23 protein-coding genes are annotated in these 24,466 nt (G+C 58.8%); 11 read left to right on the top strand and 12 right to left on the bottom strand.

Going from position 1 to position 24,466, the window contains the following annotated elements:
- Positions 1 to 40: 40 nt before the first annotated feature.
- The 6 genes from AD668_RS01820 (at position 41) to AD668_RS01795 (ending at position 4,547) form a co-directional block, all read left to right on the top strand.
- Positions 41 to 673, top strand: coding sequence for a TetR family transcriptional regulator (locus AD668_RS01820; RefSeq protein WP_053153789.1), 633 nt, complete (start codon positions 41 to 43; stop codon positions 671 to 673).
- Between the two features lie 167 nt (positions 674 to 840).
- Entirely contained in the window at positions 841 to 1,341 is a 501-nt protein-coding gene (gene ureE, locus AD668_RS01815) for an urease accessory protein UreE (RefSeq protein ID WP_053153786.1), read from the top strand.
- On the top strand, positions 1,338 to 2,012 hold the full coding sequence (locus tag AD668_RS01810; RefSeq protein WP_053153784.1) for an urease accessory protein UreF: 675 nt from the start codon (positions 1,338 to 1,340) through the stop codon (positions 2,010 to 2,012). The genes ureE and AD668_RS01810 overlap by 4 nt, the downstream gene beginning before the upstream one ends.
- Positions 2,013 to 2,035: 23 nt before the next feature.
- On the top strand, positions 2,036 to 2,650 hold the full coding sequence (gene ureG / locus AD668_RS01805; RefSeq protein ID WP_053153781.1) for an urease accessory protein UreG: 615 nt from the start codon (positions 2,036 to 2,038) through the stop codon (positions 2,648 to 2,650).
- 29 nt (positions 2,651 to 2,679) lie between these two features.
- Positions 2,680 to 3,252, top strand: coding sequence for a HupE/UreJ family protein (locus tag AD668_RS01800; RefSeq protein ID WP_053153779.1), 573 nt, complete (start codon positions 2,680 to 2,682; stop codon positions 3,250 to 3,252).
- Between the two features lie 161 nt (positions 3,253 to 3,413).
- Positions 3,414 to 4,547 (top strand): AGE family epimerase/isomerase, encoded by a 1,134-nt coding sequence (locus AD668_RS01795; protein WP_053153776.1) that lies wholly within the window; start codon positions 3,414 to 3,416, stop codon positions 4,545 to 4,547.
- 24 nt (positions 4,548 to 4,571) lie between these two features.
- Here AD668_RS01795 and AD668_RS01790 read toward each other — a convergent pair whose 3' ends face one another.
- From AD668_RS01790 to AD668_RS01750, 9 genes are all read right to left on the bottom strand, one after another.
- Positions 4,572 to 5,477, bottom strand: coding sequence for a cation diffusion facilitator family transporter (locus AD668_RS01790; RefSeq protein WP_053153773.1), 906 nt, complete (start codon positions 5,475 to 5,477; stop codon positions 4,572 to 4,574).
- Positions 5,478 to 5,645: 168 nt separating this feature from the next.
- Positions 5,646 to 6,407 (bottom strand): SDR family oxidoreductase, encoded by a 762-nt coding sequence (locus tag AD668_RS01785; RefSeq protein WP_053153769.1) that lies wholly within the window; start codon positions 6,405 to 6,407, stop codon positions 5,646 to 5,648.
- An 854-nt stretch (positions 6,408 to 7,261) separates the two neighbouring features.
- Positions 7,262 to 7,981, bottom strand: a complete 720-nt coding sequence (locus AD668_RS01780) for an ABC transporter ATP-binding protein (RefSeq protein WP_053153766.1) — start codon at positions 7,979 to 7,981, stop codon at positions 7,262 to 7,264.
- Positions 7,978 to 8,850 (bottom strand): ABC transporter ATP-binding protein, encoded by an 873-nt coding sequence (locus AD668_RS01775; RefSeq protein WP_053153763.1) that lies wholly within the window; start codon positions 8,848 to 8,850, stop codon positions 7,978 to 7,980. Before AD668_RS01775 ends, AD668_RS01780 begins: the two co-directional genes overlap by 4 nt.
- Complete coding sequence (livM, locus tag AD668_RS01770; RefSeq protein ID WP_053153760.1) at positions 8,847 to 10,130, bottom strand: high-affinity branched-chain amino acid ABC transporter permease LivM; 1,284 nt, start codon at positions 10,128 to 10,130, stop codon at positions 8,847 to 8,849. Before livM ends, AD668_RS01775 begins: the two co-directional genes overlap by 4 nt.
- A gap of 3 nt (positions 10,131 to 10,133) precedes the next feature.
- Positions 10,134 to 11,048 carry a branched-chain amino acid ABC transporter permease gene (locus AD668_RS01765; protein WP_046819754.1) on the bottom strand — a complete coding sequence of 305 codons (915 nt, stop codon included), beginning with the start codon at positions 11,046 to 11,048 and terminating at the stop codon, positions 10,134 to 10,136.
- Positions 11,049 to 11,288: 240 nt separating this feature from the next.
- A complete protein-coding gene (locus AD668_RS01760; protein WP_053153757.1) occupies positions 11,289 to 12,422 on the bottom strand; it encodes an ABC transporter substrate-binding protein in 1,134 nt (377 codons plus the stop codon).
- A gap of 362 nt (positions 12,423 to 12,784) precedes the next feature.
- Entirely contained in the window at positions 12,785 to 14,068 is a 1,284-nt protein-coding gene (locus tag AD668_RS01755; protein WP_053153754.1) for an FAD-binding oxidoreductase, read from the bottom strand.
- Positions 14,069 to 14,212: 144 nt separating this feature from the next.
- Entirely contained in the window at positions 14,213 to 15,703 is a 1,491-nt protein-coding gene (locus AD668_RS01750) for an aldehyde dehydrogenase family protein (protein WP_053153751.1), read from the bottom strand.
- Positions 15,704 to 15,878: 175 nt separating this feature from the next.
- Here AD668_RS01750 and AD668_RS01745 point away from each other — a divergent pair, with 175 nt between their 5' ends.
- The 3 genes from AD668_RS01745 (at position 15,879) to nadE (ending at position 19,047) form a co-directional block, all read left to right on the top strand.
- Positions 15,879 to 16,784, top strand: a complete 906-nt coding sequence (locus AD668_RS01745) for a LysR family transcriptional regulator (protein ID WP_053153748.1) — start codon at positions 15,879 to 15,881, stop codon at positions 16,782 to 16,784.
- 204 nt (positions 16,785 to 16,988) lie between these two features.
- Positions 16,989 to 18,215, top strand: a complete 1,227-nt coding sequence (gene pncB, locus AD668_RS01740; RefSeq protein ID WP_053153745.1) for a nicotinate phosphoribosyltransferase — start codon at positions 16,989 to 16,991, stop codon at positions 18,213 to 18,215.
- 4 nt (positions 18,216 to 18,219) lie between these two features.
- On the top strand, positions 18,220 to 19,047 hold the full coding sequence (nadE, locus tag AD668_RS01735) for an ammonia-dependent NAD(+) synthetase (protein ID WP_053153742.1): 828 nt from the start codon (positions 18,220 to 18,222) through the stop codon (positions 19,045 to 19,047).
- A 183-nt stretch (positions 19,048 to 19,230) separates the two neighbouring features.
- Here the strand turns inward: nadE and azu are convergent, their stop codons facing one another.
- On the bottom strand, positions 19,231 to 19,677 hold the full coding sequence (azu, locus tag AD668_RS01730; RefSeq protein WP_053153739.1) for an azurin: 447 nt from the start codon (positions 19,675 to 19,677) through the stop codon (positions 19,231 to 19,233).
- 343 nt (positions 19,678 to 20,020) lie between these two features.
- On the opposite strand from azu, the gene AD668_RS01725 reads away from it, so the two are divergent.
- A complete protein-coding gene (locus tag AD668_RS01725) occupies positions 20,021 to 20,608 on the top strand; it encodes a TIGR00730 family Rossman fold protein (RefSeq protein WP_053153737.1) in 588 nt (195 codons plus the stop codon).
- Positions 20,609 to 20,676: 68 nt separating this feature from the next.
- Positions 20,677 to 20,856: a hypothetical protein gene (locus AD668_RS01720; RefSeq protein WP_053153734.1), complete on the top strand. Its 180-nt coding sequence runs from the start codon at positions 20,677 to 20,679 to the stop codon at positions 20,854 to 20,856.
- Between the two features lie 187 nt (positions 20,857 to 21,043).
- Here AD668_RS01720 and AD668_RS01715 read toward each other — a convergent pair whose 3' ends face one another.
- Together AD668_RS01715 and AD668_RS01710 are read right to left on the bottom strand one after the other, a co-directional pair.
- Positions 21,044 to 21,934 (bottom strand): transglutaminase family protein, encoded by an 891-nt coding sequence (locus tag AD668_RS01715; protein ID WP_053153732.1) that lies wholly within the window; start codon positions 21,932 to 21,934, stop codon positions 21,044 to 21,046.
- Positions 21,934 to 24,420: a circularly permuted type 2 ATP-grasp protein gene (locus AD668_RS01710; protein ID WP_053153729.1), complete on the bottom strand. Its 2,487-nt coding sequence runs from the start codon at positions 24,418 to 24,420 to the stop codon at positions 21,934 to 21,936. Before AD668_RS01710 ends, AD668_RS01715 begins: the two co-directional genes overlap by 1 nt.
- Positions 24,421 to 24,466 lie beyond the last annotated feature (46 nt).

Raw genomic sequence — 24,466 nt, 5'->3', positions numbered from 1 at the left:
TAGAGTGCGCCGCTGTCCTTGTCCAGAAAACACCCTTGCGATGCTGCCCCGCGCCGAACAGAAACAACAGACCCGTAACGCCCTGATGGACGCTGCCCGGCGCTTGATGGATGGCGGCCGAGGATTCGGCAGCCTGAGCCTGCGCGAAGTGGCGAAAACCGCCGGCATCGTGCCCACCGGTTTCTACCGGCATTTCGCCGATATGGATGAGCTGGGTCTGGTTCTGGTCAGCGAAGTCGGCCAGACCTTTCGCGAAACCATCCGCCTGGTTCGCCACAACGAATTCGTGATGGGCGGCATCATCGATGCCTCGGTACGGATATTTCTCGACGTGGTCAGCGCCAACCGCTCGCAATTTCTGTTTCTTGCCCGTGAGCAATACGGCGGCTCGCAGCCGGTGCGAAAGGCTATCGGGCGATTGCGCGAAGACATCAGCTCGGACCTGGCAGCCGACCTGTCGCTGATGCCGAAACTGCAACACCTGGACATTGCCGCCCTGAGCGTCATGGCCGATCTGATCGTCAAAAGCGTGTTTGCTACCCTGCCGGACATCATCGATCCACCGATCGAAGCGTTGCCCGAGCATTTGACACCCCAAGCGAAAATAACTCAGCAACTGCGCTTTATCTTCATCGGTCTGAAGCACTGGCAAGGGCTCGGCAGCACCGAGTAAATGCCGCAAATTGGTGCAGAAGATTCCAGAGCGCACCAACATCTGCCACGATTTCCCCCCCAGCAGTAACTCTTCCCCACACCTCCGACAGCCATTTCCTACACATCACCCCGATTGGCAAGCACCTTGCTCTAGCCTGAACATTGTTCATTGCTGGAAGCCTCCCAATGCTGGTGATTCACCGCAGAATCGACCCTCAACCCGCCTGGGCTGCCGAACTCCACCTGACGTTCGAAGCCCGCAGCAAAAGCCGTTTGCGCTGCTTCAGTGCCGAGGGCGAAGACGTCGGGTTGTTTTTGGAGCGTGGTCAACCGCCCTTGCATGACGGCGAATACCTGCAAGCCGAGGACGGGCGCATCGTCCGCGTTTGCGCACGCCCCGAACAACTGCTGCACGTCACCTGCGCCAACGCCTTCGAACTGACCCGCGCCGCCTATCATCTGGGCAACCGCCATGTCGCCCTGCAAGTCGGCGATGGCTGGCTGCGTCTGCTCGACGACTACGTGCTCAAGGCCATGCTCGAACAACTGGGCGCCTGCGCCGAAAACATGGAAGCTCCATTCCAGCCGGAGCACGGTGCCTACGGCGGCGGCCATCACCATTCGCGTCATGGCGATGAAGATTTCAACTACGCGCCGAAACTGCACCAGTTCGGCGTGCGCACATGAACCCGGCCTGGGCCCTGCTGCGCCTGGCCAGTCCGCAATTGCCGATTGGCGGCTACAGCTATTCCCAAGGCCTGGAAATGGCGGTGGATAACGGCCGCGTGCACGATCCCGACAGCGCCCGACGCTGGATCAGCGATCAGTTGTTACTGAACCTGGCGCGCTTCGAGGCGCCGTTGTTGCTTGCCCATTGCGTTGCGGCGCATGAGGAAAACTGGGACGAATTGCTGCAACGCTGCGAGCAACACCGCGCCAGTCGTGAAACCCGCGAGCTTCATCAGGAGAGCCGACAGATGGGCTACTCGCTTCAGCAGTTGCTCAACGGTTTACCCGAACTCGATGAGCCGGCCCGCACCTTCCTCGATCAGCGTGCCGAACCGCATCTGGCCCTGGGCTGGGCGTTGGCCGCCCGCGCCTGGCTGATCACCCCGCAAGATGCCTTGGCCGCATGGCTCTGGAGCTGGCTGGAAAACCAATTGGCGGTGCTGATGAAAACCCTTCCCCTGGGTCAGCAAGCCGCCCAACGCCTGACCAGCGAACTGCTGCCGCTGCTTCAACAAGCTCAACAGAACGCCACTCGAATCGATCCCGATCATTACGGCAGCGCCGCGTTTGGCTTGTCCCTGGCGTGTATGGCCCACGAGCGCCAATACAGCCGCCTGTTCCGTTCCTAGGGCCTTTTATTATGGAGAATCACATGAACGCACAACCTCTGCGCGTCGGTATCGGCGGTCCGGTCGGTTCCGGCAAAACCGCCCTGACCCTGGCCCTGTGCCTGGCCCTGCGCGAACGCTACAACCTGGCCGTCGTGACTAATGACATCTACACCCGCGAAGACGCGGATTTTCTGGTGCGCAACGAGGCCCTGGCGCCCGAGCGCATCATCGGCGTGGAAACCGGTGGCTGCCCGCACACGGCCATCCGCGAAGACGCCTCGATCAACCTCGAAGCCGTGGATCAATTGAACCGTCGCTTTCCGGGCCTCGATCTGATTCTGGTGGAGTCCGGTGGCGACAACCTTTCGGCGACTTTCAGCCCGGAACTGTCTGACCTGACCATTTACGTGATCGATGTGTCGGCCGGCGACAAGCTGCCGCGCAAAGGCGGTCCGGGGATCTGCAAATCCGATTTGCTGGTGATCAACAAGATCGACCTCGCACCGTTGGTAGGTGCTTCGCTGTCGATGATGGACAGCGACACAAAACGCATGCGCAACGGCAAGCCCTTTGTGTTCAGCAACCAGAAAACCGGCCAGGGGCTTGAAGAAATCATCGCCTTCATCGAACGCCAAGGCTTGCTGACCGCCGCCTGATCGCCACTTATCAACAAGGAAGCTTTTCCATGACACTCAATCGCATTCTCGGCGCACTGACCCTTCTGCTGACCCCCACCATTGCCTTCGCCCACCCAGGGCACGGCGACAACGGTCTGATCGCGGGCATCAGCCATCCGATTGGCGGGCTCGATCACTTGCTCGCGATGCTCGCCATTGGCCTGTGGGCGGCGCAGCAACAAGGGACTGCGCGCTGGGCACTGCCATGCACCTTCGTCGGCTCGATGTTGGTGGGAGGGATGCTCGGGTTTGACGGGTTGAACCTGCCGGCGCTGGAAAGCGGGATTGCGGCGTCCGTGTTGGCGCTCGGTTTGGCGGTTGCGCTGGCGGTGCGCCCGCCATTGGTGATGGCGGTTATGGCGACAGCGTTGTTTGCGCTGTTCCACGGCGTGGCTCATGGACTGGAACTGCCGGACATGTCGAGCCCCTGGACTTATGCCGCTGGTTTTGTCGCGGCCACAGCAGCGTTGCACGCGGCGGGTTATGCCGTGGTGCGGGTGTTGCCGCAAGCAGCTGCGCCACTGATCCGACTGGCCGGCGGGGCTTCGGCGGCGACCGGCGCGTGGTTGCTGGCGGGCTAACGAGCCTCCCCGTAGGAGCTGGCGCAGGCTGCGATCTTTGATCTTGCATTCAAAATCAACATCAAAAGATCGCAGCCTGCGCCAGCTCCTACGAGGATCCATCGAGTCGGCCTCTCTGCTAACATGTCGCGCAATCAACCCTGCCGTGACGACGCCAGCCAATGCCGCCTGTTTCCCGCACCGCCTCCCAGCCTGAATTGACCGCCCTGTTCGCCTCGGTGCAACAGCACTTCCTGGACGTCATAGTGCCACTCTGGCAAGGCCCGGGCTGGAACGCCGATCTGGCGCTGCCCTATGAGGCGCTCGACGCCGAGCACCAACCGCTTGCACCGCAACGTTACCGGGCCATGGCCTGTGCGCGGCAGTTGTATCTGTTTGCCAGCCTGATTGGCCAGGTGTCGGGCGCCGAAGAGCGTGCCGCTGCGTTGTTCCGCTCCCTGCAGCGGCACTTTCACGATGCCGAGCACGGCGGCTGGTTCTACAGCATCGACCCGCAGGGTGCGCCGCTGGATCAGCGCAAAGACCTCTACACCCACGCGTTCATCCTGTTCGCCTGTGCCCATTACTGGGCCAAGGTCCGCGAACCATTGGTGGAGTCGGTACTCAATGCTTCACTGGAAGTGATCGCGCAACGTTTTGCCACAGGCGACGGCCTGTACGAAGCCACGCTTGACCGCGACTGGTCATCGCTCGACAGTGGCCCCCTGCAAAACCCGCTGATGCACTTGGCCGAAGCCTTTCTCGCTACCTTGTCTGTACGCGAAGATCATGCCGTACAGCAGGCGCTTGTCGAGTTATGCACCGCGATGCAAGCACGCTTCATCGACTCGCAGCATGGCGTGTTGATGGAGAAACCACTGGGCTCTGTGGATAACTGGTTCGAGCCTGGACACCAGTTCGAGTGGTACTTCTTGCTGGAGTCGTCCAACCTGCTGCGTGGCTCGAAACTGCATGACTCCCTGCAGCGTGCGTTCGCTTTCACCGAGCAATTGGGTGTCGATCAGCAGACCGGTGCCGTGCGGGCCATGCTTGACCTTGGGCCGGGCGGTGGCACTCGGGATGGCACACAGCGCATCTGGGCTCAAGCCGAATACTTGCGCGCATTGACCTTGCGCCCAAACAGCGAGGCCGCTGTGCTGCATCAATTGCAGGCGCTACAGCAGCGCTCCCTGCATGCTGGTGGCTGGTACGAATGCCGTGACGATGGCGGTGAAGTCAGCCGACGCGACATGCCGTCGACCACGCCTTATCACTTGGCGACCTGTTATCGCGGATTGGCCGAATACCTCGCCTGATTGGTGTGACGAGGAGGAATCCAATCACTCGATCCATTTGCGGTCTCCGGTAAAGCTGATCGTCAGCCATCGTGCGGCGTCTGGTTCGCCGAGGTTTGTGGAAATTTCCTCGCGCAAACTGTCCAGTTGCCCCACACCGTCGAGCCAATAATCCTTTGGCAATACGATGTGAATCTCGATAAAGCACGCTCGGCCGTGCTTCTGCACGTAGGAAATGTAATCTTCGAATCCATGCTCGACCTTGGCCACCTCCATCACCTGACGCACCTTGTCGTCCAGTTGATCCGGGACAATCCCCAACACATCGCGCAGGGCGGGGCCGAGGATTTTGTAAGCCGGGGGGAGCATGCCCAAGGCCAGCAGAATCAGGATCATCGGGTCGACATATACCGCCCACTTGTCGTAACCCTGCGTCTTGAGCAGCAGTGCTATGAGAAAGCTCACCAGCAGTCCCGCCGACAGCATCGCGTCCACCAGCCAACTGATGTTGTCGAACTGGATCAGCGATGAGTTGAGCGTGCGATTGCGATGACGGACGTAGAAGAAGTAAATCAATTCAACGACGGTGAACACTGCCGCGTAGAGAATCACCAGTCCGAGCTCGACCTCGCGACCTCCATTGATGATGCCGAACACACCGTTGAGAAACGCATAGACGGCCACCAGGAATATGAAACAGCCTTCGATCACCAGCACCATGGGTTCCAGGTGCCAGGAACCGAACTGGAAGCGCTGATTGCTTTCCTTGGCGATCAGCCGGGCGGTCAGCAGCATCAACACCTTGATGAAGGCCGCGATTAACGAAAAGAAACCATCGAACAGGATCGATTGGGAACCTGAAACAAAACCGGTAATGATTCCGGCGAATGTCACCAGGAGCATCAGAAATGTCGATTGTTTGAGCAGTAGCTGCTCTTCTCGATTGCGCACTTGGTCTCCTCGAACACCTCTAGACCGCAGGATGCGGCGAGATTGATGGGTGAGGAGTCTAGCTGAAGTCCAGCGTGTCTGATCCGCCCCTTTCGCGAGCAGGTCCGCTCCCACACGGGTTCTCTGGTGTTAACAGATCCCCTGCTCGCAAAAGGTCGTTACTGGATATTAAGACTTGCGCTCGATGGCAAACCCGGCCCAGGTCTGGCTGACCGGCATCAGTTCCAGGCTATTGATATTGATGTGCGCCGGAGCGTTGAGCACCCAGAAGATCGTGTCAGCAATGTCCTGCGGCTGAATCGGCTCGGCACCGGCGTAGGTTGCGTTGTAGCGCTCCTGGTCACCAGCAAAGCGCACCAGGGAGAACTCGCTTTCGCACAGGCCCGGTTCGATGTTACTGACACGTACGCCCGTGCCTTGCAGGTCGCAGCGCAGGTTCAGTGAGAACTGTTTGACGAACGCCTTGGTCGCGCCATACACGTGGCTGCCCGGGTACGGATAGTTACCGGCGATGGAACCCAGGTTGACAATACCGGCGCCACGACCGTGGGCGATCAGGCGCGGCAACAGCAGGCGAGTGCTGTACATCAAGCCTTTGACGTTGGTATCGACCATGGTGTCCCAATCGTCCAGATCACATTTCGGTGCCGGGTCAACACCCAACGCCAGGCCTGCGTTGTTGATAAGCCCGCGCAGCTTGGCGAAGGTTGGCGGCAACTTCGCGATCGCCTCCTCCATGGCTTTGCGATCACGCACATCGAGCACCAGGCCATGGACCTCGGTCTGCTTCGACAGCTCGGCGCACAGTGCATTCAGGCGCTCTTCACGACGGCCCGTCAGCACCAGTTTCCAGCCGGCCTCGGCAAAACGACGGGCACAGGCTTCACCAAAACCGGAAGTCGCGCCGGTAATAAACAGGGTGTCGGACATCGTGTTCTCCTTGCATCGGCTGATCGCCAGCCATTGAAATAGAAAGTCAGCAGGCAGCATGCCCGGCCTTTTCCACAGCGGCAACCACCGCGCCAACTGTATAAAAAACAATCAATTCTCGCCATGCCTTACCGGTCGTGGCCTGCAGCCATGTGCACGCACGTTATCCACAGGCCGGTCCACAGTCTTTGGGGGCAAATGGAAAAGCTGCAAGCCGCTGTCCACAAGGCTTTGCGCAGGAATTGAAAACTTTTTTGCTTGACCTCAAAACACTCGCTGTGTAGCCAACGATTAATTTTTCGACTTGCCGGTCAACTCAGCGATGGCGCCAAGCCAGTAACTACGGCCTTCAGCGGGGTCTTTCCAGAGTTTAACCACAGACTTATCCACAGGCTTGCCAGCGGTCTGGCAGTGCATTTTCAGTGCTAACAAAAAGGTTGACAAAGCAGTCTCCCGGCTACGCAAAAATACCTGATCAAAAAACAACCACACCCTTGAAAGCCTTGTATTCAAAGGCTTTCAGCCTGCTACCCCCATGTTATTCACAGTCGGTTCCACAGCAAACGGGGACAAGTCAAAACTGTGACAAAACAACTATTTGCAGCGGCTTTATGTCGCGGTTTGGGAGCTTTGGAATATTGTTTTCCACAATGTCCATCGGGCATACCACCCCCCCCCCTCCAGGAGCGAGCCTGCTCGCGATGGATGTCAACGATAACGCGAACATCCTGGATAAACGCGTTGTCCTGGAGATCTTCGCGAGCAGGCTCGCTCCTAATGGGTTCAGTGGTGTTGGGGAGGTATAAAAAAGCCCCGGCGATTGCGCGCCAGGGCTTGTGCATAACGATTGAAACTCAATGCCCGCCGAGATAAGCGTTACGCACATCCTCGTTGACCAGCAGCTCCTTGCCGGTGCCAGTCATGCGGATTTCGCCGTTGACCATCACGTACGCCCGGTCCGACAACCGCAGTGCATGGTTGGCGTTTTGCTCCACCAGGAAGATGGTCATACCGGTCTTGGCGAGTTCGCGCAGGGTGGCGAAGATCTGCTTCACCACGATCGGTGCCAGGCCAAGGCTCGGCTCATCGAGCAGCAACAACTTGGGCCGGCTCATCAAGGCTCGGGCGATGGCGAGCATTTGCTGCTCGCCGCCGGACATGGTCATCGCACGCTGAGTGCGCCGCTCCTCGAGGCGAGGGAACAGTTCAAACATGCGCTGCATGTCTTCCTTCGCGTACTTATCCCCAATCGGGATGGTGCCCATCAGCAGGTTTTCCTCGACGGTCATGTCGGGGAACACTCGCCGTCCTTCTGGCGACTGCGCGATGCCGTTGGAGGCAATGTAGTGGGACGACTTGTGGGTAATGTCCACGCCCTGATAGAGAATCTGCCCGTCCGCTGCCCTCGGCTGCCCGAAGATCGACATCAGCAGGGTCGACTTGCCGGCGCCGTTGGAGCCGATGAGGCTGACGGTTTCCCCTTCATTAATGTGCAGCGAGACTTTCTTGAGGGCCTGGATCGGCCCGTAAAACACGTCCAGTTCCTTGAGTTCGAGGATGGCACCGTTAGTCATACGAGCTCCTCTTCATCGGCGCCAAGGTAAGCGGCAATCACTTTCGGGTCGTTGCGAATCGCGTCAGGGCCACCCTCGGCAATGACGACCCCATGGTCCAGCACCACAATGTGGTCGGAAATACTCATCACCATACCCATGTCGTGTTCGATCAGCACCACGGTCAGATCGTGCTCGTCACGCAGCAGCCGGATCATTGCGCTCAGCGCTTCGGTTTCCTGAGGGTTGAGGCCAGCAGCCGGTTCGTCCAGGCAGATGATCTGCGGACGTGTGCACATGGCGCGGGCGATCTCCAGACGGCGTTGCTGGCCGTAGGACAATTCGCCGGCCAGACGATTGGCGCAGTCCACAAGGTCCACCACTTCCAGCCAGTAGAACGCGTGATCCAGCGCATCGCTCTCGGCCTTGCGATAGCCCTTGGTGTTGAGGATGCCGGCGAGCATGCTGCGGTTGACCCACATGTGCTGCGCAACCAGCAGGTTTTCCAGCACCGACATTTCCTTGAACAGGCGAATGTTCTGGAAGGTACGGGCCAGGCCTGCTCGGTTGACCAGGTGGGTGCCACCGAACATCTTGTAGTACAGGCGACTGGCGAAGGATTTCGGCGAGACGAAATCGGTCGGTTTGAACGACTCGCCCAGCAGTTGGATGACGTTGGTCCGCTCGCCCCGCACATTGAGTTCGATCTTGCCGCCGGAGGCCTTGTAGAACCCGGTCAGGCAGTTGAATACCGTGGTCTTGCCGGCACCGTTGGGGCCGATCAGGGCGAAGATCGAATTGCGTTCGACCTTCAGGCTGACATCGTTCAACGCCTTGATGCCGCCGAAGTGCATCATCAGCTTCTCTACCGAGAGTACGACTTCGCTCATGGCGCTACTCCTTTACGCGGTGTCACACCGGTACGGCTGATCCGAATCAGGCCGCGCGGTCGCCAGATCATCATCAACACCATCAGGATGCCGAACAACAGCACGCGGTATTCGGCGAAGCCGCGCAGCAGTTCAGGGGCGACGGTCAGCACGAAGGCAGCGATCACCACGCCGATGGTCGACCCCATACCGCCCAGCACCACGATGGCGAGGATCAGGGCCGATTCGAAGAAGGTAAACGAGGTCGGGTTGACGAAGCCTTGGTAAGTGGCAAAGAACACTCCTGCAAGGCCGGCGGTCGAGGCACCGATGGTGAATGCCGAAAGCTTGACCAGCACGTGGTTCAGACCCATCGAACGACAGGCGATTTCGTCTTCACGCAGGGCTTCCCAGGCGCGACCGACCGGCATCTTGACCAGACGATGCTTGATGTACAGCACGGCCAGTACCACCAGGAACAACACGGCATAGATGAAGTAGTACTTCACGTCCGGGTTGTAGGCGATGCCGAAGAACTCGTGAAACGGCACGCCGCCATCCTTCGCCCGCTTTCCGAACTCCAGACCGAAGAACGTTGGCAGTGGCGCCGGCATGCCGTTCGGGCCGCCGGTCAGCGACAACCAGTTGTTGAGGATCAGACGGATGATTTCACCAAAGCCCAGGGTCACGATCGCCAGATAGTCACCGTGCAGACGCAACACCGGGAAACCGAGGATGCAGCCGGCGAGGCCAGCGGTAATCGCTGCCAGTGGCAGCACTGTCCAGAAGCCCAGTCCGAGGTACTGATAACCGAGCGCCAGACCGTAGGCACCAATCGCGTAGAACGCCACATAACCCAGGTCGAGCAGGCCGGCCAATCCGACCACGATGTTCAGCCCCAGGCCCAGCAGAACGTAGATCAACCCGAGAATGACCACGCCCAGCAAGTAGGAGTTGGAGAAAAACGGGAACACCACGGCAATCACAATGATCAGTGGGATAACCCAGCGCAGCCGGGTCTTGTAGTCAGGCGGCAGCACATGAACGCCAGAGCCGGTAGATTCAAAACCTTCGAGGATTTTCAGCCCTTTGGAGGTTTGCAGGAACAGACTCAAGGCAAAACGCCCGGCCATGACGATGGCAACGATCCACGCCACCCGCGTGGTTTCCAGGTTGAAGCCGTAGCCATCGAGCACGACGCCGACAATCGGCCCGAACACGATCAGGGCAATGAGACCGGCAAGAATCGCGTCAACCAGGCTTTTTTTGACATCAATGGTTTTTTTAGTGGTTGAGGACATCGCTTACACCTTCGACACAAGAGGACGGCCGAGCAGGCCTTGGGGCCGAAAGACCAGAACGAGGACCAGCAGCGAGAAGCTGAAAACGTCTTTGTAGTCCGAGTTGACCAGACCTGAGAACAGCGACTCGGAAATCCCGAGGATGATCCCGCCGAGCATCGCGCCGGGCAGTGAGCCAATCCCGCCGAGCACCGCGGCGGTGAACGCCTTGATCCCGATGATGAAACCGGCATAGAAGTCGAATGTGCCGTAGTTCATGGTGATCAGCACGCCGGCCAGGGCCGCCATCGCTGCACCGATGATGAACACGTAGGAAATCACCCGATCGGTGTTGATTCCCAGGATCGAAGCCATCTTTCGGTCTTGCTGGGTTGCACGGCACATGCGGCCGAGCTTGGTGTACTTGATGATGTAGGTCAGCGCGGCCATGCCGACAAACGCGGCGACCAGAATGAAGACCTTGGTGTAGGTCAACTGCACAAAACCTGTACCGACCTCGACACGCCAGGCCCCCGTCAGCAAGGTTGGGACACCTTGTTGCTTCGCGCCCTGGGCGATCTGTGCATAGTTCTGCAGGATCAGCGAAATACCGATGGCGCTGATCAGCGGTGCCAGTCGGGTGGAGTTACGCAGGGGTTTGTAGGCGACACGCTCGATGACCCAGCCATACACCGCCGTGACGACGATGGTGAAGATCAGGGTGCCAAGCATCAACAGCGGGAAAGATTCGATACCGAAGTAAGCCAGCAGAGCCAGACTGATTGCCGCGAGGTAAGCGGAAATCATGTAAACCTCGCCGTGGGCGAAGTTGATCATGCCGATGATGCCATAGACCATTGTGTAGCCGATGGCGATCAGGCCATAGACCGACCCGAGGGTCAGGCCGTTGACCAGTTGCTGCAGGAAAATACCATCCATAACGCAATCTCACGCAATGAGACCCTGCACACCTGTGGGTGTGCGGTTCTTCTAAGGAAAATACAGATATACGTCGGAGCAATGTCAGACACGATCAGGCAGCCCTCACCGGCCCCTGTAGGAGCTGGCTTGCCAGCGATAGCGATTGAACAGTCGACAAAAATGTCGCCTGCAAGTCCGCCTTCGCCAGCAAGCCGGCTCCTACAAAGGTTCATCGGGGAGCTCTGATCGGGTCAGCCCTTACTTCTGTTTTTCCAGTTGGTGGTATTTGCCATCCTTGTCCCACTGGTAAACCACGTAGTCGGAGATTTTCAGGTCGCCCTTGCTGTCCCAGGTCTTCTCGCCCATGACGGTCTTGACCGGGTTTTTCTTCAGCCATGCAGCCGCTTCTTCGCCCTTGTTGGACTTGGCGCCGTTGAAGGCTGCGGCCAGGGTCTGGACCGAAGCGTAGGCGTACAGGGTGTAGCCTTCAGGCTCGGTACCGGCCTTGCGGAAAGCGTCTACCACGGTCTTGCTGTCTGGCAGCATGCGTGGGTCGGCGCCGAAGGTCATCAGCACGCCGTCAACGAATTGCGGACCGCCAGCGGTGGTCACCAGTTCATCGGTCACGATACCGTCGTCGGACATGAACTTGACGTCTTTCAGGCCTTGTTCACGCAGTTGACGCACCAGAGGACCGGCTTCCGGGTGCAGGCCACCGAAGTAGACGACGTCAGCGCCGGCACCGCGGATCTTGGTCACGATGGTGCTGAAGTCTTTTTCGCCACGGGTCAGGCCTTCATACAGCACCGGGGTTACGCCGCGCTTGACCAGTTGAGCCTTGGTGGCATCCGCCAGGCCCTGGCCGTAGGTGTCCTTGTCGTGCAGCACGACCACTTTCTTGCCCTTGAGCACGTCGACGATATAGTCGCCGGCCACGATGCCTTGCTGGTCGTCACGCCCGCACATCCGGAACATGGCGCTCAGGCCTCGCTCGGTCACAGCTGGGTTGGTGGAGCCTGGAGTGATGGCGATGATGCCTGCTTCGTCGTAGATCTCGGAGGCCGGGATGGTCGACGAGGAGCAGAAGTGACCAACCACGCCGGCGACTTTCTGGTTGGTCAGGTCTTTGGCGACCGTTACAGCCTGTTTCGGTTCGCAGGCGTCATCGCCTTTGACCAGTACGATTTTTTCCCCGTTGACCCCGCCTGCCGCGTTGACCGCATCGGCCGCCGCTTGTGCACCCTTCATGTACTGTTCGCCAAATGCCGCGTTGGCGCCTGTCATTGGTCCCGCTACGCCGATCTTGATGTCAGCCTGAGCAAACGCAGAAACACCCAGCGCAGTTGCCACTGCGAGGGCCAGAAAACCTTTCTTGTAAAACGTCTGGGACATGAGGTGGTGCTCCATGGTTTTTTTAATTGGCACTGCGACTTCTCTGAATGCTCAGAGCAAGGGCCGTGCCATCGGTTTTTTATTCTGAAAAAAGTCGCTGCTTTCTTGTTATTTCGACTGTTTCGATCCCATTTTCATTGGGCGTGCAACCGTCTAAACCGCGGAAGGTAAAACCATTATTTTTTTGAGGCGCAACCCGACTGCGCCATCATTGCAACCGCGGCTTTAAACGACGTGCAACCAGCCTGTAACAACGTGCGTCACCGAAGTGCACACTGCTGGTGCGAGACTGCTACAACCCGCACCACTACAGGCTAGCTGCAGATCGAAAAAGCGCCGCTTCCCACTGTAAAAATCAGCCTTCAGATCACTATCCGCAGGCACTGGCCTGCGTGATACAGCGAGAATCCCGCCTCATACAGACAGCTGCGCAACCCTACTCCGGCCAATGGCTGCATGGGCGCGAAAGGAATCGGTAGCGCTTGAGGATTTGCGTTACACAGGTAATCGGCAAAAGCTTTGCCGACCACCGTTCCCGTGGTCACGCCCCGGCCGTTGTAACCGGTGACTGCCACTAAACCGGGCGCGGGTTCAAACAGACGCATCAAATGATCGGGGGTAAAGGCGATACAACCGGTCCAGGTGCATTCCCATTCAACCGGTTTCAGATAGGGGAAATAGTGTTGCTGAACCCGATCGGCCCAGGCTTTTAGAAACCACACAGGCTTCTGATTGCCATTTCCGAGGCTGCCGAGCAACAGACGTCCGTCCTCGTCTCGACGGATACTGCTCAGAACCTGCCGGGTGTCCCAGGAACCCTGACCGCCGGGGAGAATCTGCTGCGCAGCGTCTTCAGTCAGCGGCACCGACGCCACTTGGTAGTAATAACCGGGGAAAAAATTGCGCCGCAGTTCCGTCCAGTCGCCTTCAGTGTAGGCATTGGAGGCAATCACCACTTTTTCGGCCATGACCGAGCCTTGGTCGGTTTGCACAGACCAGCGCTGGCCCTGACGTTCGAGTCGGGTAACCGGGGAATGATCGAATAATTGACCACCCAGGCCGATGGCCGCTTTGGCCAGCCCCGTGGTGTAGGCCATCGGGTTGAGCGTGCCGGCACGGCGATCGAGCAGCGCGGCGGCGATCTTTTTCGTGCCGGTGGCTTGCTCGCAGGCCTGGCCGGTGAGCAACTCTACCGGCGCACCGCGGCGTTTCCATTGTTCTTCACGACTGCGCAAGTCGGCTTCGCCACGGGCGTTATGCGCCATGTGCAGCGTGCCTTCGCGACGCAACTGGCAATCGATGTTGTACTTGTCCACAAGGCTGAACACCAGCGATGGCGCCGCGCCCAGCATGCGGTTGAGCTGGCTGCCCACCGCCTCGCCGAATCCGGCCTCGATCTCGTCCGGGGGAATCCACATCCCGGCGTTGACCAGTCCGACATTGCGTCCCGATCCGCCATGACCGGCGCGATGGGCTTCCAGCACACACACAGTCTTGCCCTGCTCCAGCAAATGCACTGCCGCCGACAGACCGGTGAACCCGGCGCCGATGACACAGACATCGGCGGTCACTTCACCTTTGAGCGCCGCGTTGTCAGGCCTTTGCGGCGTCAATTTTTCCCACAGACACTCTTCGCGTAACGGCATTGCCAGACTCCAACAGAATCCTAACTCACCTCGTTGTCGCCGCCAAAAGATCGCAGCCTGCGGCAGCTCCTACAAAATCGCAGCCAGTCACAGTCCCGTAGGAGCTGCCGCAGGCTGCAATCTTTCCAGCTTCACAATCAATACTTAATCGAACGTAATGCCCTGCGCCAACGGCAACTCCAGCGAGTAGTTCACGGTATTGGTCTGTCGACGCATGTAGCCGCGCCATGCATCAGAGCCCGACTCACGGCCACCACCGGTCTCTTTCTCACCACCAAATGCGCCACCGATTTCGGCACCGCTCGGGCCGATGTTGACGTTTGCGATCCCGCAATCGCTGCCCACCGCCGACATGAATTGCTCGGCTTCACGCACGTCGGTGGTGAAGATGCAGGAGGACAAGCCTTGAGGCACGGCGTTGTTCAAACGCAGGGCTTCCTGGAAATCGCTGTAACCGACCACGTACAAAATCGGTGCGAAGGTTTCGTGGCAGACCACTTCGCTCTGCTCCGGCATTTCGACGATGGCCGGCGATACGTAATAGGCGTTCGGGAATTTGTCTTCCAGCTGGCGCTTGCCACCGAACACTCGGCCGCCTTCGCTCAAGGCCTGTTCCAGAGCATCCTGCATGTTGTCGAAACTTTGCTTGTCGATCAGCGGGCCGATCAGGTTGCCTTCCAGCGGATGACCAATGCGCACTTTGGCGTATGCGGCCTTGAGGCGGGTGACGATTTCGTCCTTTACCGACTCATGGGCAATCAAACGACGCAAGGTGGTGCAGCGTTGACCGGCGGTGCCAACGGCGCTGAACAGAATGGCGCGAACAGCCATGTCCAGATCGGCGCTTGGGCCGAGGATCATCGCGTTGTTGCCGCCCAGTTCGAGAATGCTGCGAGCGAAACGCGCGGCGATTTTCGGCGCCACTTCACGACCCATGCGGGTACTGCCCGTGGCGCTGACCAGCGCGACACGCGGATCGTCGACCAACGCCTCACCGGCATCGCGACCACCGATGATCACCTGACTCAGGTGTGGCGGCGCATCGCTGAAATTCTTCAGCACGCGGTCGAACAGCGCCTGGCAGGCCAGGGCGGTGAGCGGGGTTTTCTCCGACGGCTTCCAGATCACCGGGTTGCCGCAGACCAGCGCCAGCGTGGCGTTCCACGCCCAGACCGCGACCGGGAAATTGAACGCGCTGATCACGCCGACAACGCCCAGCGGATGCCAGGTTTCGCGCATGTGGTGACCAGGACGCTCGGAGGCAATGGTCAAGCCGTACAACTGGCGGGACAGGCCGACGGCGAAGTCGCAGATGTCGATCATTTCCTGAACTTCACCCAAGCCCTCCTGGGTGATTTTGCCGGCTTCCCACGACACCAGCTCGCCAAGGTCAGCCTTGTATTCACGCAGAATGTCCCCCAGTTGCCGGACCAGTTCGCCACGGCGCGGTGCCGGAACCTTGCGCCACAGCTCGAACGCATGATCTGCGCGACTGATGTGCTGCTCGACTTCAGCGGCGCCTTCCCAGTTCACGGCGGCGATCCTGCTGCCATCGATCGGCGAATGCACCGGCACTTTGCCGTTCTGGTACAGGGCCGGGTTCACACCAAGACGATCAAGCAATGCGGCAACCATGGGTCACTCCTCAAGCAAAAAACGGAACAGGTGCAGCCGGAATATCACGGCTGATCAGACCTGTAGTTTTAGCTCCCCGGAGGTTACTCAACAAACGACCTTTAAGAGAGATATCATTCCGTTTATTCATGCTGTGCATTGCTGGCAATAAAGAGACAAGAACAAAGGACCGCCCATGCTCAATAAACGCTACTTGCCATCGATCGCTGCGTTGCAGTGTTTCGAAGCCGTGACCCGGCATTTGAGCTTCACCCGGGCCGCCGAAGAACTGAACCTGACCCAGAGCGCTGTCAGCAAGCAGGTCGCGCAACTCGAAGAGCTGCTACAACACCTGCTGTTTCGCCGGGTACGCCGTCGCCTGCAAATGACTCCGGCCGGGGATTTGTATCTGGTTGAAGTACGAAAAATACTCACACAGGTCGAGATGTCGACCCATTACCTTCGCTCCTATGGCGGAGAGACCGAAGTCCTGCGTGTCTCGACGCCACCCACGTTCGGCGCACGGTGGCTGGTGCCGCGCTTGAAAGGCTGGCGCCTGCGTCATCCATCGATTCACCTGGACCTGTGCAGCGAGCAGGAAGCGGATGATCTGCTGCAAGGGCGCAGCGACCTGGCGTTCTACTTCGGTCAGGGTTCACGGCCGGGCACCGAATGCCTGAAACTGTTCGGCGAAGAGCTTGTTCCGGTATGCGCCCCGGGCAGCTTGCCAACCCAACCGTTTACCGATCCGACGCAATTGGCCGACCTCGTACTGCTGCAGAACGCCTCCCGCCCCCAGGCCTGGCACGACTGGTTCGAACATCAGGGCTACCACACCGAACACAGCTATCACGGTCCGCGCTTCGAAACCTTTTACATGTGCATCCGCGCCGCTCAGGTCGGCTGTGGCGTGGCGTTGCTGCCCCGCTTCCTGGTGGAAGAAGAACTCGCTGACGGCAAGTTGGTCATTCCCTGGCAGCATGCAATGCCCAGCAGCGACGCCTATTTCCTGGCGTATCCGGAGCACTCGGCGGAAGTGCCAAAGGTGCGCGATTTTGTGAAATGGATGCTGGAGCAGATCGATAGCCCGGAAGCAACCTGATGGGCGCCATCACCTTGTAAGAGCTGGCTTGCCAGCGAAGGCGGTCTTTCAATCGACATTCATATTGGATGTGCCTGCCTCTTCGCTGGCAAGCCAGCTCCTACAAGGGTCTGCGTTTGTCGAAAAAATGCTGGTAATCCCTGTCTGGGATATGCGCCACTAGCGCCACTGATCAATACCGCTGCAACGCTGGAGATTCCCGTTATGAGCGAGAGTGTATTTGCCGATCGCATCGTGCAGAACCTGCTCGACACCGACTTCTACAAATTGACGATGATGCAGGCGGTGCTGCACAACTACCCGAACGTGGAAGTCGAATGGGAGTTTCGTTGCCGTAACAGTGAGGATTTGCGTCCATACCTTGCGCAAATCCGTTTTCAGATCGAGCGCCTCGCCGAACTGAGCCTTAGCGCTGACCAGTTGAACTTTCTGGAGCGCATCAGCTTTCTCAAACCAGATTTCCTGCGCTTTCTCGGGCTGTTTCGCTTCAACCTGCGCTACATCCACACGGGCATCGAAAACGGTGAATTGTTCATCCGCCTGCGTGGCCCGTGGCTGCATGTAATCCTGTTCGAAGTACCACTGCTGGCGATCGTCAGCGAAGTGCGCAATCGCTATCGCTACCGTGAAATTGTCCTGGAGCAGGCTCGCGAACAGCTCTATCGCAAGTTCGACTGGCTGAACGCCAACGCCAGCAGCGATGAATTGGCGGAACTGCAGGTAGCCGACTTCGGTACGCGCCGTCGCTTTTCGTATCGCGTACAGGAAGAAGTGGTCAACGTGCTCAAGCACGACTTTCCCGGCCGCTTCGTCGGCACCAGCAACGTGCACCTGTCCCGGGAGCTGGACATGAAGCCGCTGGGGACCATGGCCCACGAATGGATCATGGCGCATCAGCAACTTGGCCCGCGTCTGATCGACAGCCAGATTGCCGCCCTCGATTGCTGGGTTCGCGAATACCGTGGCTTGCTGGGGATCGCTCTGACCGACTGCATCACCATGGATGCATTTCTCGGCGATTTCGATCTGTTTTTCGCCAAGCTTTTCGACGGTTTGCGCCATGACTCTGGTGATCCGGTGGTGTGGGCGGAAAAAGCCATCGCGCACTATCACAGGCTCGGCATCGAACCGATGAGCAAGACGCTGACTTTTTCCGACAGCCTGACTCTGCCCAAGGCGCTGGAGATATTCCGCGCGCTGCGTGGTCGCATCAATGTCAGCTTCGGCATCGGCACCAACCTGACGTGTGACATTCCGGGTGTCGAACCGATGAGCATCGTGCTTAAAATGGCCGCCTGCAATGGCCAACCGGTAGCGAAAATCTCCGACGAGCCCGGCAAGACTCACTGCAAGGACCCGAATTTCGTCGCTTACTTGCGACACGTTTTCCAGGTTCCTGCCGCCCTTTCCAGTCCATCAAGCAAGGAGTGAATTCATGCAAGCCGTACAGCGTGAGATTGCTGAACAGCTCAAGGTCCAGCCGCCGTTCGCCGATGAGGCCGCCCTTGAGGTCGAAATCGCTCGCCGAGTGACCTTTATCCAGGATTGTCTGGTCAATTCCGGATTGAAAACCCTGGTGCTGGGCATCAGTGGCGGCGTCGACTCCCTGACCGCTGGCCTGCTGGCCCAACGTGCCATGCGCGAATTGCGCCAACGCACGGGCGAAGAAGGCTACAAGTTCATTGCCGTGCGCCTGCCCTACGAAACCCAGTTCGATGAACACGACGCCCAAGCTTCGGTTGATTTCATCAAGCCGGATGAGCGTCACACCGTGAACATCGGCCCGGCAGTCAAATCCCTGGCCAATGAAGTAGCGGCGTTTGAAGGCAAGCATGCCGTCTCGGTGGACTTCGTCCTCGGCAACACCAAGGCGCGGATGCGCATGGTTGCCCAATACACCATCGCTGGTGCGGCTCATGGCCTGGTGATCGGCACCGATCATGCGGCAGAAGCGGTGATGGGGTTCTTTACCAAGTTCGGTGATGGCGCTTGCGACTTGGCGCCACTGAGTGGCCTGGTGAAAAACCAGGTGCGGGCTATTGCTCGCAGCTTCGGTGCGCCTGAATCCCTGGTGGAGAAAATCCCGACGGCGGACCTTGAAGACCTGTCCCCCGGTAAACCGGACGAAGCGTCCCACGGCGTGACCTACACCGAGATCGATGCGTTCCTGCACGGCGAAACGGTGCGTGAGGAAGCATTCAGGATCATCGTCGACACGTACAACAAGACGCACCACAAGCGTGTGATGCCGTTTGCGCCTTGAGGCGTGAATGAATGAAAAAGCCCGCTGAAGTGTTGAGCTTCAGCGGGCTTTTTCTTTGGCCAAAACATGCGTTGATGCTTTTGGCCCATTCGCTGGCGAGCCAGCTCCTACAGTGACTTGTGTCGTTCACAAAACCTGTGGGAGCTGGCCTGCCAGCGATGAACGATGACGCGGTGTGCCTGATTACTTCAGGGTCACAGTGCCTTTCATCATCGAGATGTGGCCTGGGAACGAGCAGAAGAAACCGTATTTTTCAGCGGCATCCAGCTTGGATACATCGAAGGTCACCGAATCGGTTTCCTTGGCGCCGATGACCTTGGTGTGGGCAATGACGCGGGCATCACCTTCTTTCAGGTAGTTCTTGTCGATGCCGGCGCTCAGGCCATCCGTCGCGATTGGCTGCATGTCGGCTTCTTTGCTCAGCACCCAGTTATGACCCATGACGTTTTTCGGCAGGCTGCCGGAGTGGGTCAGTTCGACGGTGAACGTCTTGCAGCTCTTGTCGATTTCAATGGCCTTGGTGTTGAAGGTCATTTGGTCGGTGGAGTCGATAGTAGTCTTGCACTCGGCAGCCATCAGTTGGCTGCTCGCCAGTGTCAGCAGGGATACCGCAACAAGTTTGGCAAACATGGTGAATCTCCAAGGCAGGGTTTAAGAAAACGCTAATGGACAGAAGACTGCCTGAAAACTTCGCAAGTTCATATGACTTGAATCAAAAATTGTATACAACTTTTGGGCTATGACACCTATCGAAAGAATCTACCAGCCAGGCGTCTAATCCGGCCCTATGATCCGACGGACATCATTTATCGGAGCATCTGCCATGTCCGTCAATAGCCTGTTGTGCAGTTTGCTGGCCGCCTACGCCTGCGGTGCCAGCGGAACGTACGAAACGTTCAATCGCGAAGTTTAGCGCTTGGAGCGTTGCACGCCTGCCTTTACTCTGTGGCCCTGATCTAGCATGGAGTAAGGCATGTCTTTAGCATCCGTTTGTGTATTTTGCGGTGCCAGCACCGGCACCAATCCGGCATATCGTGAAGCCGCCATTGCCTTGGGCCAGGCATTGGCCCAGCGCAAGCTGACCCTGGTGTACGGCGGCGGTGCCGTAGGACTGATGGGTATCGTCGCCGATGCAGCCTTGGCGGCCGGCGGTGAAGTGATCGGCATCATTCCGCAAAGCCTCAAGGACAAGGAGATCGGTCACAGCGGTCTGACTCGCCTGGAAGTCGTCGATGGCATGCACGCACGCAAAGCGCGAATGGCAGAACTCAGCGACGCCTTTATCGCCCTGCCCGGCGGACTTGGCACGCTGGAAGAGCTATTCGAAGTCTGGACCTGGGGTCAGCTCGGTTACCACGGCAAACCACTGGGATTGCTGGAAGTGAACGGTTTCTACGACAAATTGACGTCTTTTCTCGATCATATCGTCGGCGAAGGCTTCGTTCGCGGGCAGCACCGTGACATGCTGCAAATGAGCGAATCACCGCAAACCCTGCTCGACGCCCTGAATGCCTGGCAACCTTCTGTAGCGCCTAAATGGGCCGAGCAAAAACCCAGCTAACGGCTCGGCACCGATACAGGGCAGAATATGCGCCGCTCAACCTCACCTTCGACCCCAGAGGATCGCCCATGGCTAAACCCAATTATTCCTTCGCCAAACGTCAGAGAGACTTGGCCAAGGAGCAGAAGAAAGAGGAAAAGCTTCAGCGCAAGAAAGCTACAGCTGAAGAAACGGCACTGAACCCAGAGGGTGAAGTGGCAGCGGAAGATGATGTTGATGCACCGAAAGATCAGGCGCCCGACGCCTGAGACCCTCCGGGCCCGATAACCTGATCAGGCCCACCGGATCTGTGTCCAGGGTTGGCAGTTTTGCTGCCGGCCCTCTTCTGTAGGAGCGAGCTTGCTCGCGATGGTCGTTAACGATAACGCTGCAAGCCTGACACCCCGGCGCTCTCGGGTTTTTCGCGAGCAAGCTCGCTGCTACAGGGGACCAGCGTTAATTCAGTGGCATCACGGTGACGCGGACTTCCGGGTCATGATTCCCTCCTCCCAGAATGACGCCCCGCAACGGCGACACATCGGAAAAATCCCGCCCCCACGCCAAAGTGATGTGCTCCAGCGCCGGCTGCACGTTGTTGGTCGGATCAAAGTCCACCCAGCCCAACTCGGGGCAAAAAACCGACACCCAGGCATGCGACGCATCGGCCCCGATCAAGCGTGGCTGACCGGGTGGCGGCTGCGTCAGCAAGTAACCACTGATGTACCGCGCAGCCAAACCACGAGAGCGTACGCAGGCGAGCATCAGGTGGGCGAAGTCCTGACAGACACCACGCCGACGCTCCAGCACTTCAACCAGCGGCGTCGCCACCTGAGTCGCTTCGGCATCAAAGGTAAACTCGCTGAAGATTTTCTCCATCAAGGCCTGAACGCCCAGTAGCAGCGGCCGCCCCTCCGGGAAACAACTTTCGGAAAACTCGACGAAGTTACGTTTCAGGTGCACATAAGGTGATTCAAACCGATAACGGCAAGCTTCTAGCCGTTCGGGCGACAGAGGCTGACTGTTGTAAGTCAATGTACTGCAGGTGTCTTCCCATGCTGGAGACTGGCTGAAATCCAACGCCGGCCGAGGCAACACTTCGATCGTGAGACTCGCATTGACCAGCAGCTCATCATGCGGACGCTCGAACGCCAGCCGCGTCAGCGGGTTACCAAAGACATCCAGCTCATCGCGGCGCGACGTCGGCTGCGGGCTGATCTGCAATTGCCGGTCGGTGCAGCGCTGCCACGCACACTCACGTGGCCACAAATGGGCCAGTTGTTGGGCAAGGGAAACCGGCGTGTCGTAGTGGTAGTGAGTGTCGTGAAAAATCTGATAATGAGCACTCATCAGACGGACACCGTACGTTGGCTGACATCATCGACATGGGCGAAATGCCGCAGCGCAAGGCGATCCGAGACCTGGCTGCTGGCGTCGGCGATTTCTTGCAGCAGTTCGGCCAGCCCTTCGATGGCAGCGTGAACGCTCGCTTCACCAAACAGCGAGTTCTCAAGACAGCCCAGGTCGAACCGCGCCAGGCGTTCAGCCAAATGCGGCAACACCGTTTCACGCGGTGCGCCGAAATCGTCGTTCAGGCGCTTGACGGTTCGGGTCACCAGTTTCAATTGAAACAGCACGGCGTGTGGGTTCTGTTCGTCGAGCAACAACAGGTCAAGCACCGGGATCAATTGCGCCACCGCCAGATACCGTGAGCGGTAGGTGATGCTACTGTTCCCCAGCTCCAGCAGCCACTCCAGCCCAACCTGATCGAAGGTTTCGGTCCCACGAAGGAACGCCGCCAGACTGCCGCTGAGAAATTGCAGGCGCTCGATCCGCCGACCAATCATCAGGAATCGCCACCCCTCATCCCGAGTCATGTCATCCAGCGCAAACCCGGACAGTGCAGCCAGTGACATCACCAATCGATTGAGAAAATCCAGCAACTCGCCGAAATCCGGCTCTTCGGTTTCCAGCTCCATGGCCTCGCGTTGCAACTCCACCAGTGCCTGCCAGTTTTCCCTGGAAAGTTTGCCGCGCACCTGGGACGCCGCCCACTGCAAGCGTTGCAGATTGGAACGCAGGCTGAACGGCCAGTCATCGCCAAGCAACGCCGCCAGCAGTCGTTCAGGAAGCTCGCCTTCATCCGGCAACAACATCAGTCGCTCGCCGAGATCGACCGCGGCTTGCAGGGCTTGCGGGTCATCACCATCCACATAGCGCGCGAGCATGATGCGCAACAAACGGGCACTGTCATCGCAGCGTTCGCAGTAGCGGCCAAACCAGAACAGGTTTTCCACTACCCGCGACGGCAGATACGGATCGCGCCGCACCAGGTCATGCACGCCAATATTGCGCTGGGCTTTCCATTGTTCGCCGCTGGGTGGACGATCACCCAACACCCAAGTGTCTTTGCTTGCACCGCCGCGTTGCATCGACACCACTTCGGCATCCGCTTCGGCGGCCACGCGAGTCAAACCGCCCGGCAGCACCCGATAGCCCTCCCGACTCGCCACCGCATACATGCGCATGCCAATGGCCCGGGGTTGCAGCTGACCGTCGTCAGCCTGCCAGATCGGCGCGTGGGACAATTGCGCGAGTTCTTGCGCGACGTAGGCATAAGGCCGTGCCTGCATGCGCAGGGTGAGCTCCTGGCGCTGTTTTTCACTCAAGTCACGCCCAAAGACCGGCGCGAAGCTCTGGGAGGGGAACGCGGGCTTGATCAGCAATTCCGGGAGTTTTTCCAATGCTTGGGCCAACACGGGCGCTTCACCGCACCACCAGGTTGCGATAGACGGCAGGATCAGATCTTCGCCGAACAGGAACTGATTGATCTTCGGCAAAAAACCCAACAGCGCTGGGGACTCCAGCACGCCACTCCCAAGAGCATTGGCTACCAGCACCCTGCCCTGCCGTACAGCGTCAAGCAGGCCAGGAACGCCCAGGGCCGAATCGGTACGCAGCTCCAACGGGTCGCAGAAATCATCATCCAGCCGACGCATGACTGCGTGCACCCGACGCAGGCCACTCAATGTTTTCAAGTAGACCGTGGCATCGCGAACCGTCAGATCGCCACCTTCCACCAGCGGGTAACCGAGCTGGCGGGCCAGGTACAGATGTTCGAAATAGCTTTCATTGAAGCGCCCCGGTGTCAGCAATACCACCAAGGGTGACTCATCGCCACAGGGCGCTTGCCGGACCAGCGTTTCCTGAAGCGTGCGGAAGAATCCAGCCAGATGCTGCACCTTCAAATCACGGTACAACTCGGGAAACGCACGGGACACGATGGTGCGGTTTTCCAACGCATATCCGGCTCCGGACGGCGCTTGCGTGCGGTCCGCGGTCACCCACCAGCGGCCGTCGGGCGAGCGCGCCAGATCCACGGCATACAGATGCAGAAATGCCCCGTCAGGCGGTTTTATGCCCTGACAGGGCCAGAGGAAGTTGTTGTGTCCGAATATCAGCTCAGCCGGCAACAGACCTTCGGCGATCAGCCGTTGCGGGCCATACAGGTCCGCCAGAACCGCATTGAGCAATTGCCCCCGTTGAGCAATACCGGCGGACAAATGATCCCACTCATCCGCTGCAATCACATGGGGCAGCAGGTCCAGTTCCCACGGTCGGTCTGCGCCTTTGGGATCGGCGTAGACGTTGTAGGTCACACCGTTTTCCTGAATCTGCCGGGTCAACAATGCCTGACGCTGCACCAGTTGCGCCGGTGTGCTGCGCTGCAATTGGTCGAACAGCCGGCGCCAGTGCGGGCGCACAGCGCCGCTGTCGTCGAGCAGTTCGTGATAGGTGCCCGCCGTCAGCGGGTAGCGGTCTAGCAGGTCAGGCATGGAAAGCTCGGCAGACAGCAATGAACGGTCAGACTAACGCAGGCTC

Origin of the sequence: Pseudomonas sp. P1.8, from assembly GCF_001269805.1 — a bacterium.
Lineage (GTDB): Bacteria > Pseudomonadota > Gammaproteobacteria > Pseudomonadales > Pseudomonadaceae > Aquipseudomonas.
The sequence above is the reverse complement of the archived record's forward strand: the minus strand, read 5'-3'. Positions and strand labels throughout refer to the sequence as shown.

Coding starts and splice junctions, on each gene's coding strand:
- AD668_RS01800 (WP_053153779.1), top strand. CDS start 2,680: ATGACACTCAATCGCATTCTCGGCGCACTGACCCTTCTGCTGACCCCC.
- AD668_RS01775 (WP_053153763.1), bottom strand. CDS start 8,850: ATGAGCGAAGTCGTACTCTCGGTAGAGAAGCTGATGATGCACTTCGGC.
- ureE (WP_053153786.1), top strand. CDS start 841: ATGCTGGTGATTCACCGCAGAATCGACCCTCAACCCGCCTGGGCTGCC.
- AD668_RS01750 (WP_053153751.1), bottom strand. CDS start 15,703: ATGGTTGCCGCATTGCTTGATCGTCTTGGTGTGAACCCGGCCCTGTAC.
- azu (WP_053153739.1), bottom strand. CDS start 19,677: ATGTTTGCCAAACTTGTTGCGGTATCCCTGCTGACACTGGCGAGCAGC.
- AD668_RS01720 (WP_053153734.1), top strand. CDS start 20,677: ATGGCTAAACCCAATTATTCCTTCGCCAAACGTCAGAGAGACTTGGCC.
- AD668_RS01715 (WP_053153732.1), bottom strand. CDS start 21,934: ATGAGTGCTCATTATCAGATTTTTCACGACACTCACTACCACTACGAC.
- AD668_RS01785 (WP_053153769.1), bottom strand. CDS start 6,407: ATGTCCGACACCCTGTTTATTACCGGCGCGACTTCCGGTTTTGGTGAA.
- AD668_RS01780 (WP_053153766.1), bottom strand. CDS start 7,981: ATGACTAACGGTGCCATCCTCGAACTCAAGGAACTGGACGTGTTTTAC.
- AD668_RS01745 (WP_053153748.1), top strand. CDS start 15,879: ATGCTCAATAAACGCTACTTGCCATCGATCGCTGCGTTGCAGTGTTTC.
- ureG (WP_053153781.1), top strand. CDS start 2,036: ATGAACGCACAACCTCTGCGCGTCGGTATCGGCGGTCCGGTCGGTTCC.
- nadE (WP_053153742.1), top strand. CDS start 18,220: ATGCAAGCCGTACAGCGTGAGATTGCTGAACAGCTCAAGGTCCAGCCG.
- AD668_RS01755 (WP_053153754.1), bottom strand. CDS start 14,068: ATGCCGTTACGCGAAGAGTGTCTGTGGGAAAAATTGACGCCGCAAAGG.
- pncB (WP_053153745.1), top strand. CDS start 16,989: ATGAGCGAGAGTGTATTTGCCGATCGCATCGTGCAGAACCTGCTCGAC.
- AD668_RS01765 (WP_046819754.1), bottom strand. CDS start 11,048: ATGGATGGTATTTTCCTGCAGCAACTGGTCAACGGCCTGACCCTCGGG.
- AD668_RS01725 (WP_053153737.1), top strand. CDS start 20,021: ATGTCTTTAGCATCCGTTTGTGTATTTTGCGGTGCCAGCACCGGCACC.
- AD668_RS01795 (WP_053153776.1), top strand. CDS start 3,414: ATGCCGCCTGTTTCCCGCACCGCCTCCCAGCCTGAATTGACCGCCCTG.
- AD668_RS01810 (WP_053153784.1), top strand. CDS start 1,338: ATGAACCCGGCCTGGGCCCTGCTGCGCCTGGCCAGTCCGCAATTGCCG.
- AD668_RS01760 (WP_053153757.1), bottom strand. CDS start 12,422: ATGTCCCAGACGTTTTACAAGAAAGGTTTTCTGGCCCTCGCAGTGGCA.
- AD668_RS01710 (WP_053153729.1), bottom strand. CDS start 24,420: ATGCCTGACCTGCTAGACCGCTACCCGCTGACGGCGGGCACCTATCAC.
- AD668_RS01820 (WP_053153789.1), top strand. CDS start 41: ATGCTGCCCCGCGCCGAACAGAAACAACAGACCCGTAACGCCCTGATG.
- livM (WP_053153760.1), bottom strand. CDS start 10,130: ATGTCCTCAACCACTAAAAAAACCATTGATGTCAAAAAAAGCCTGGTT.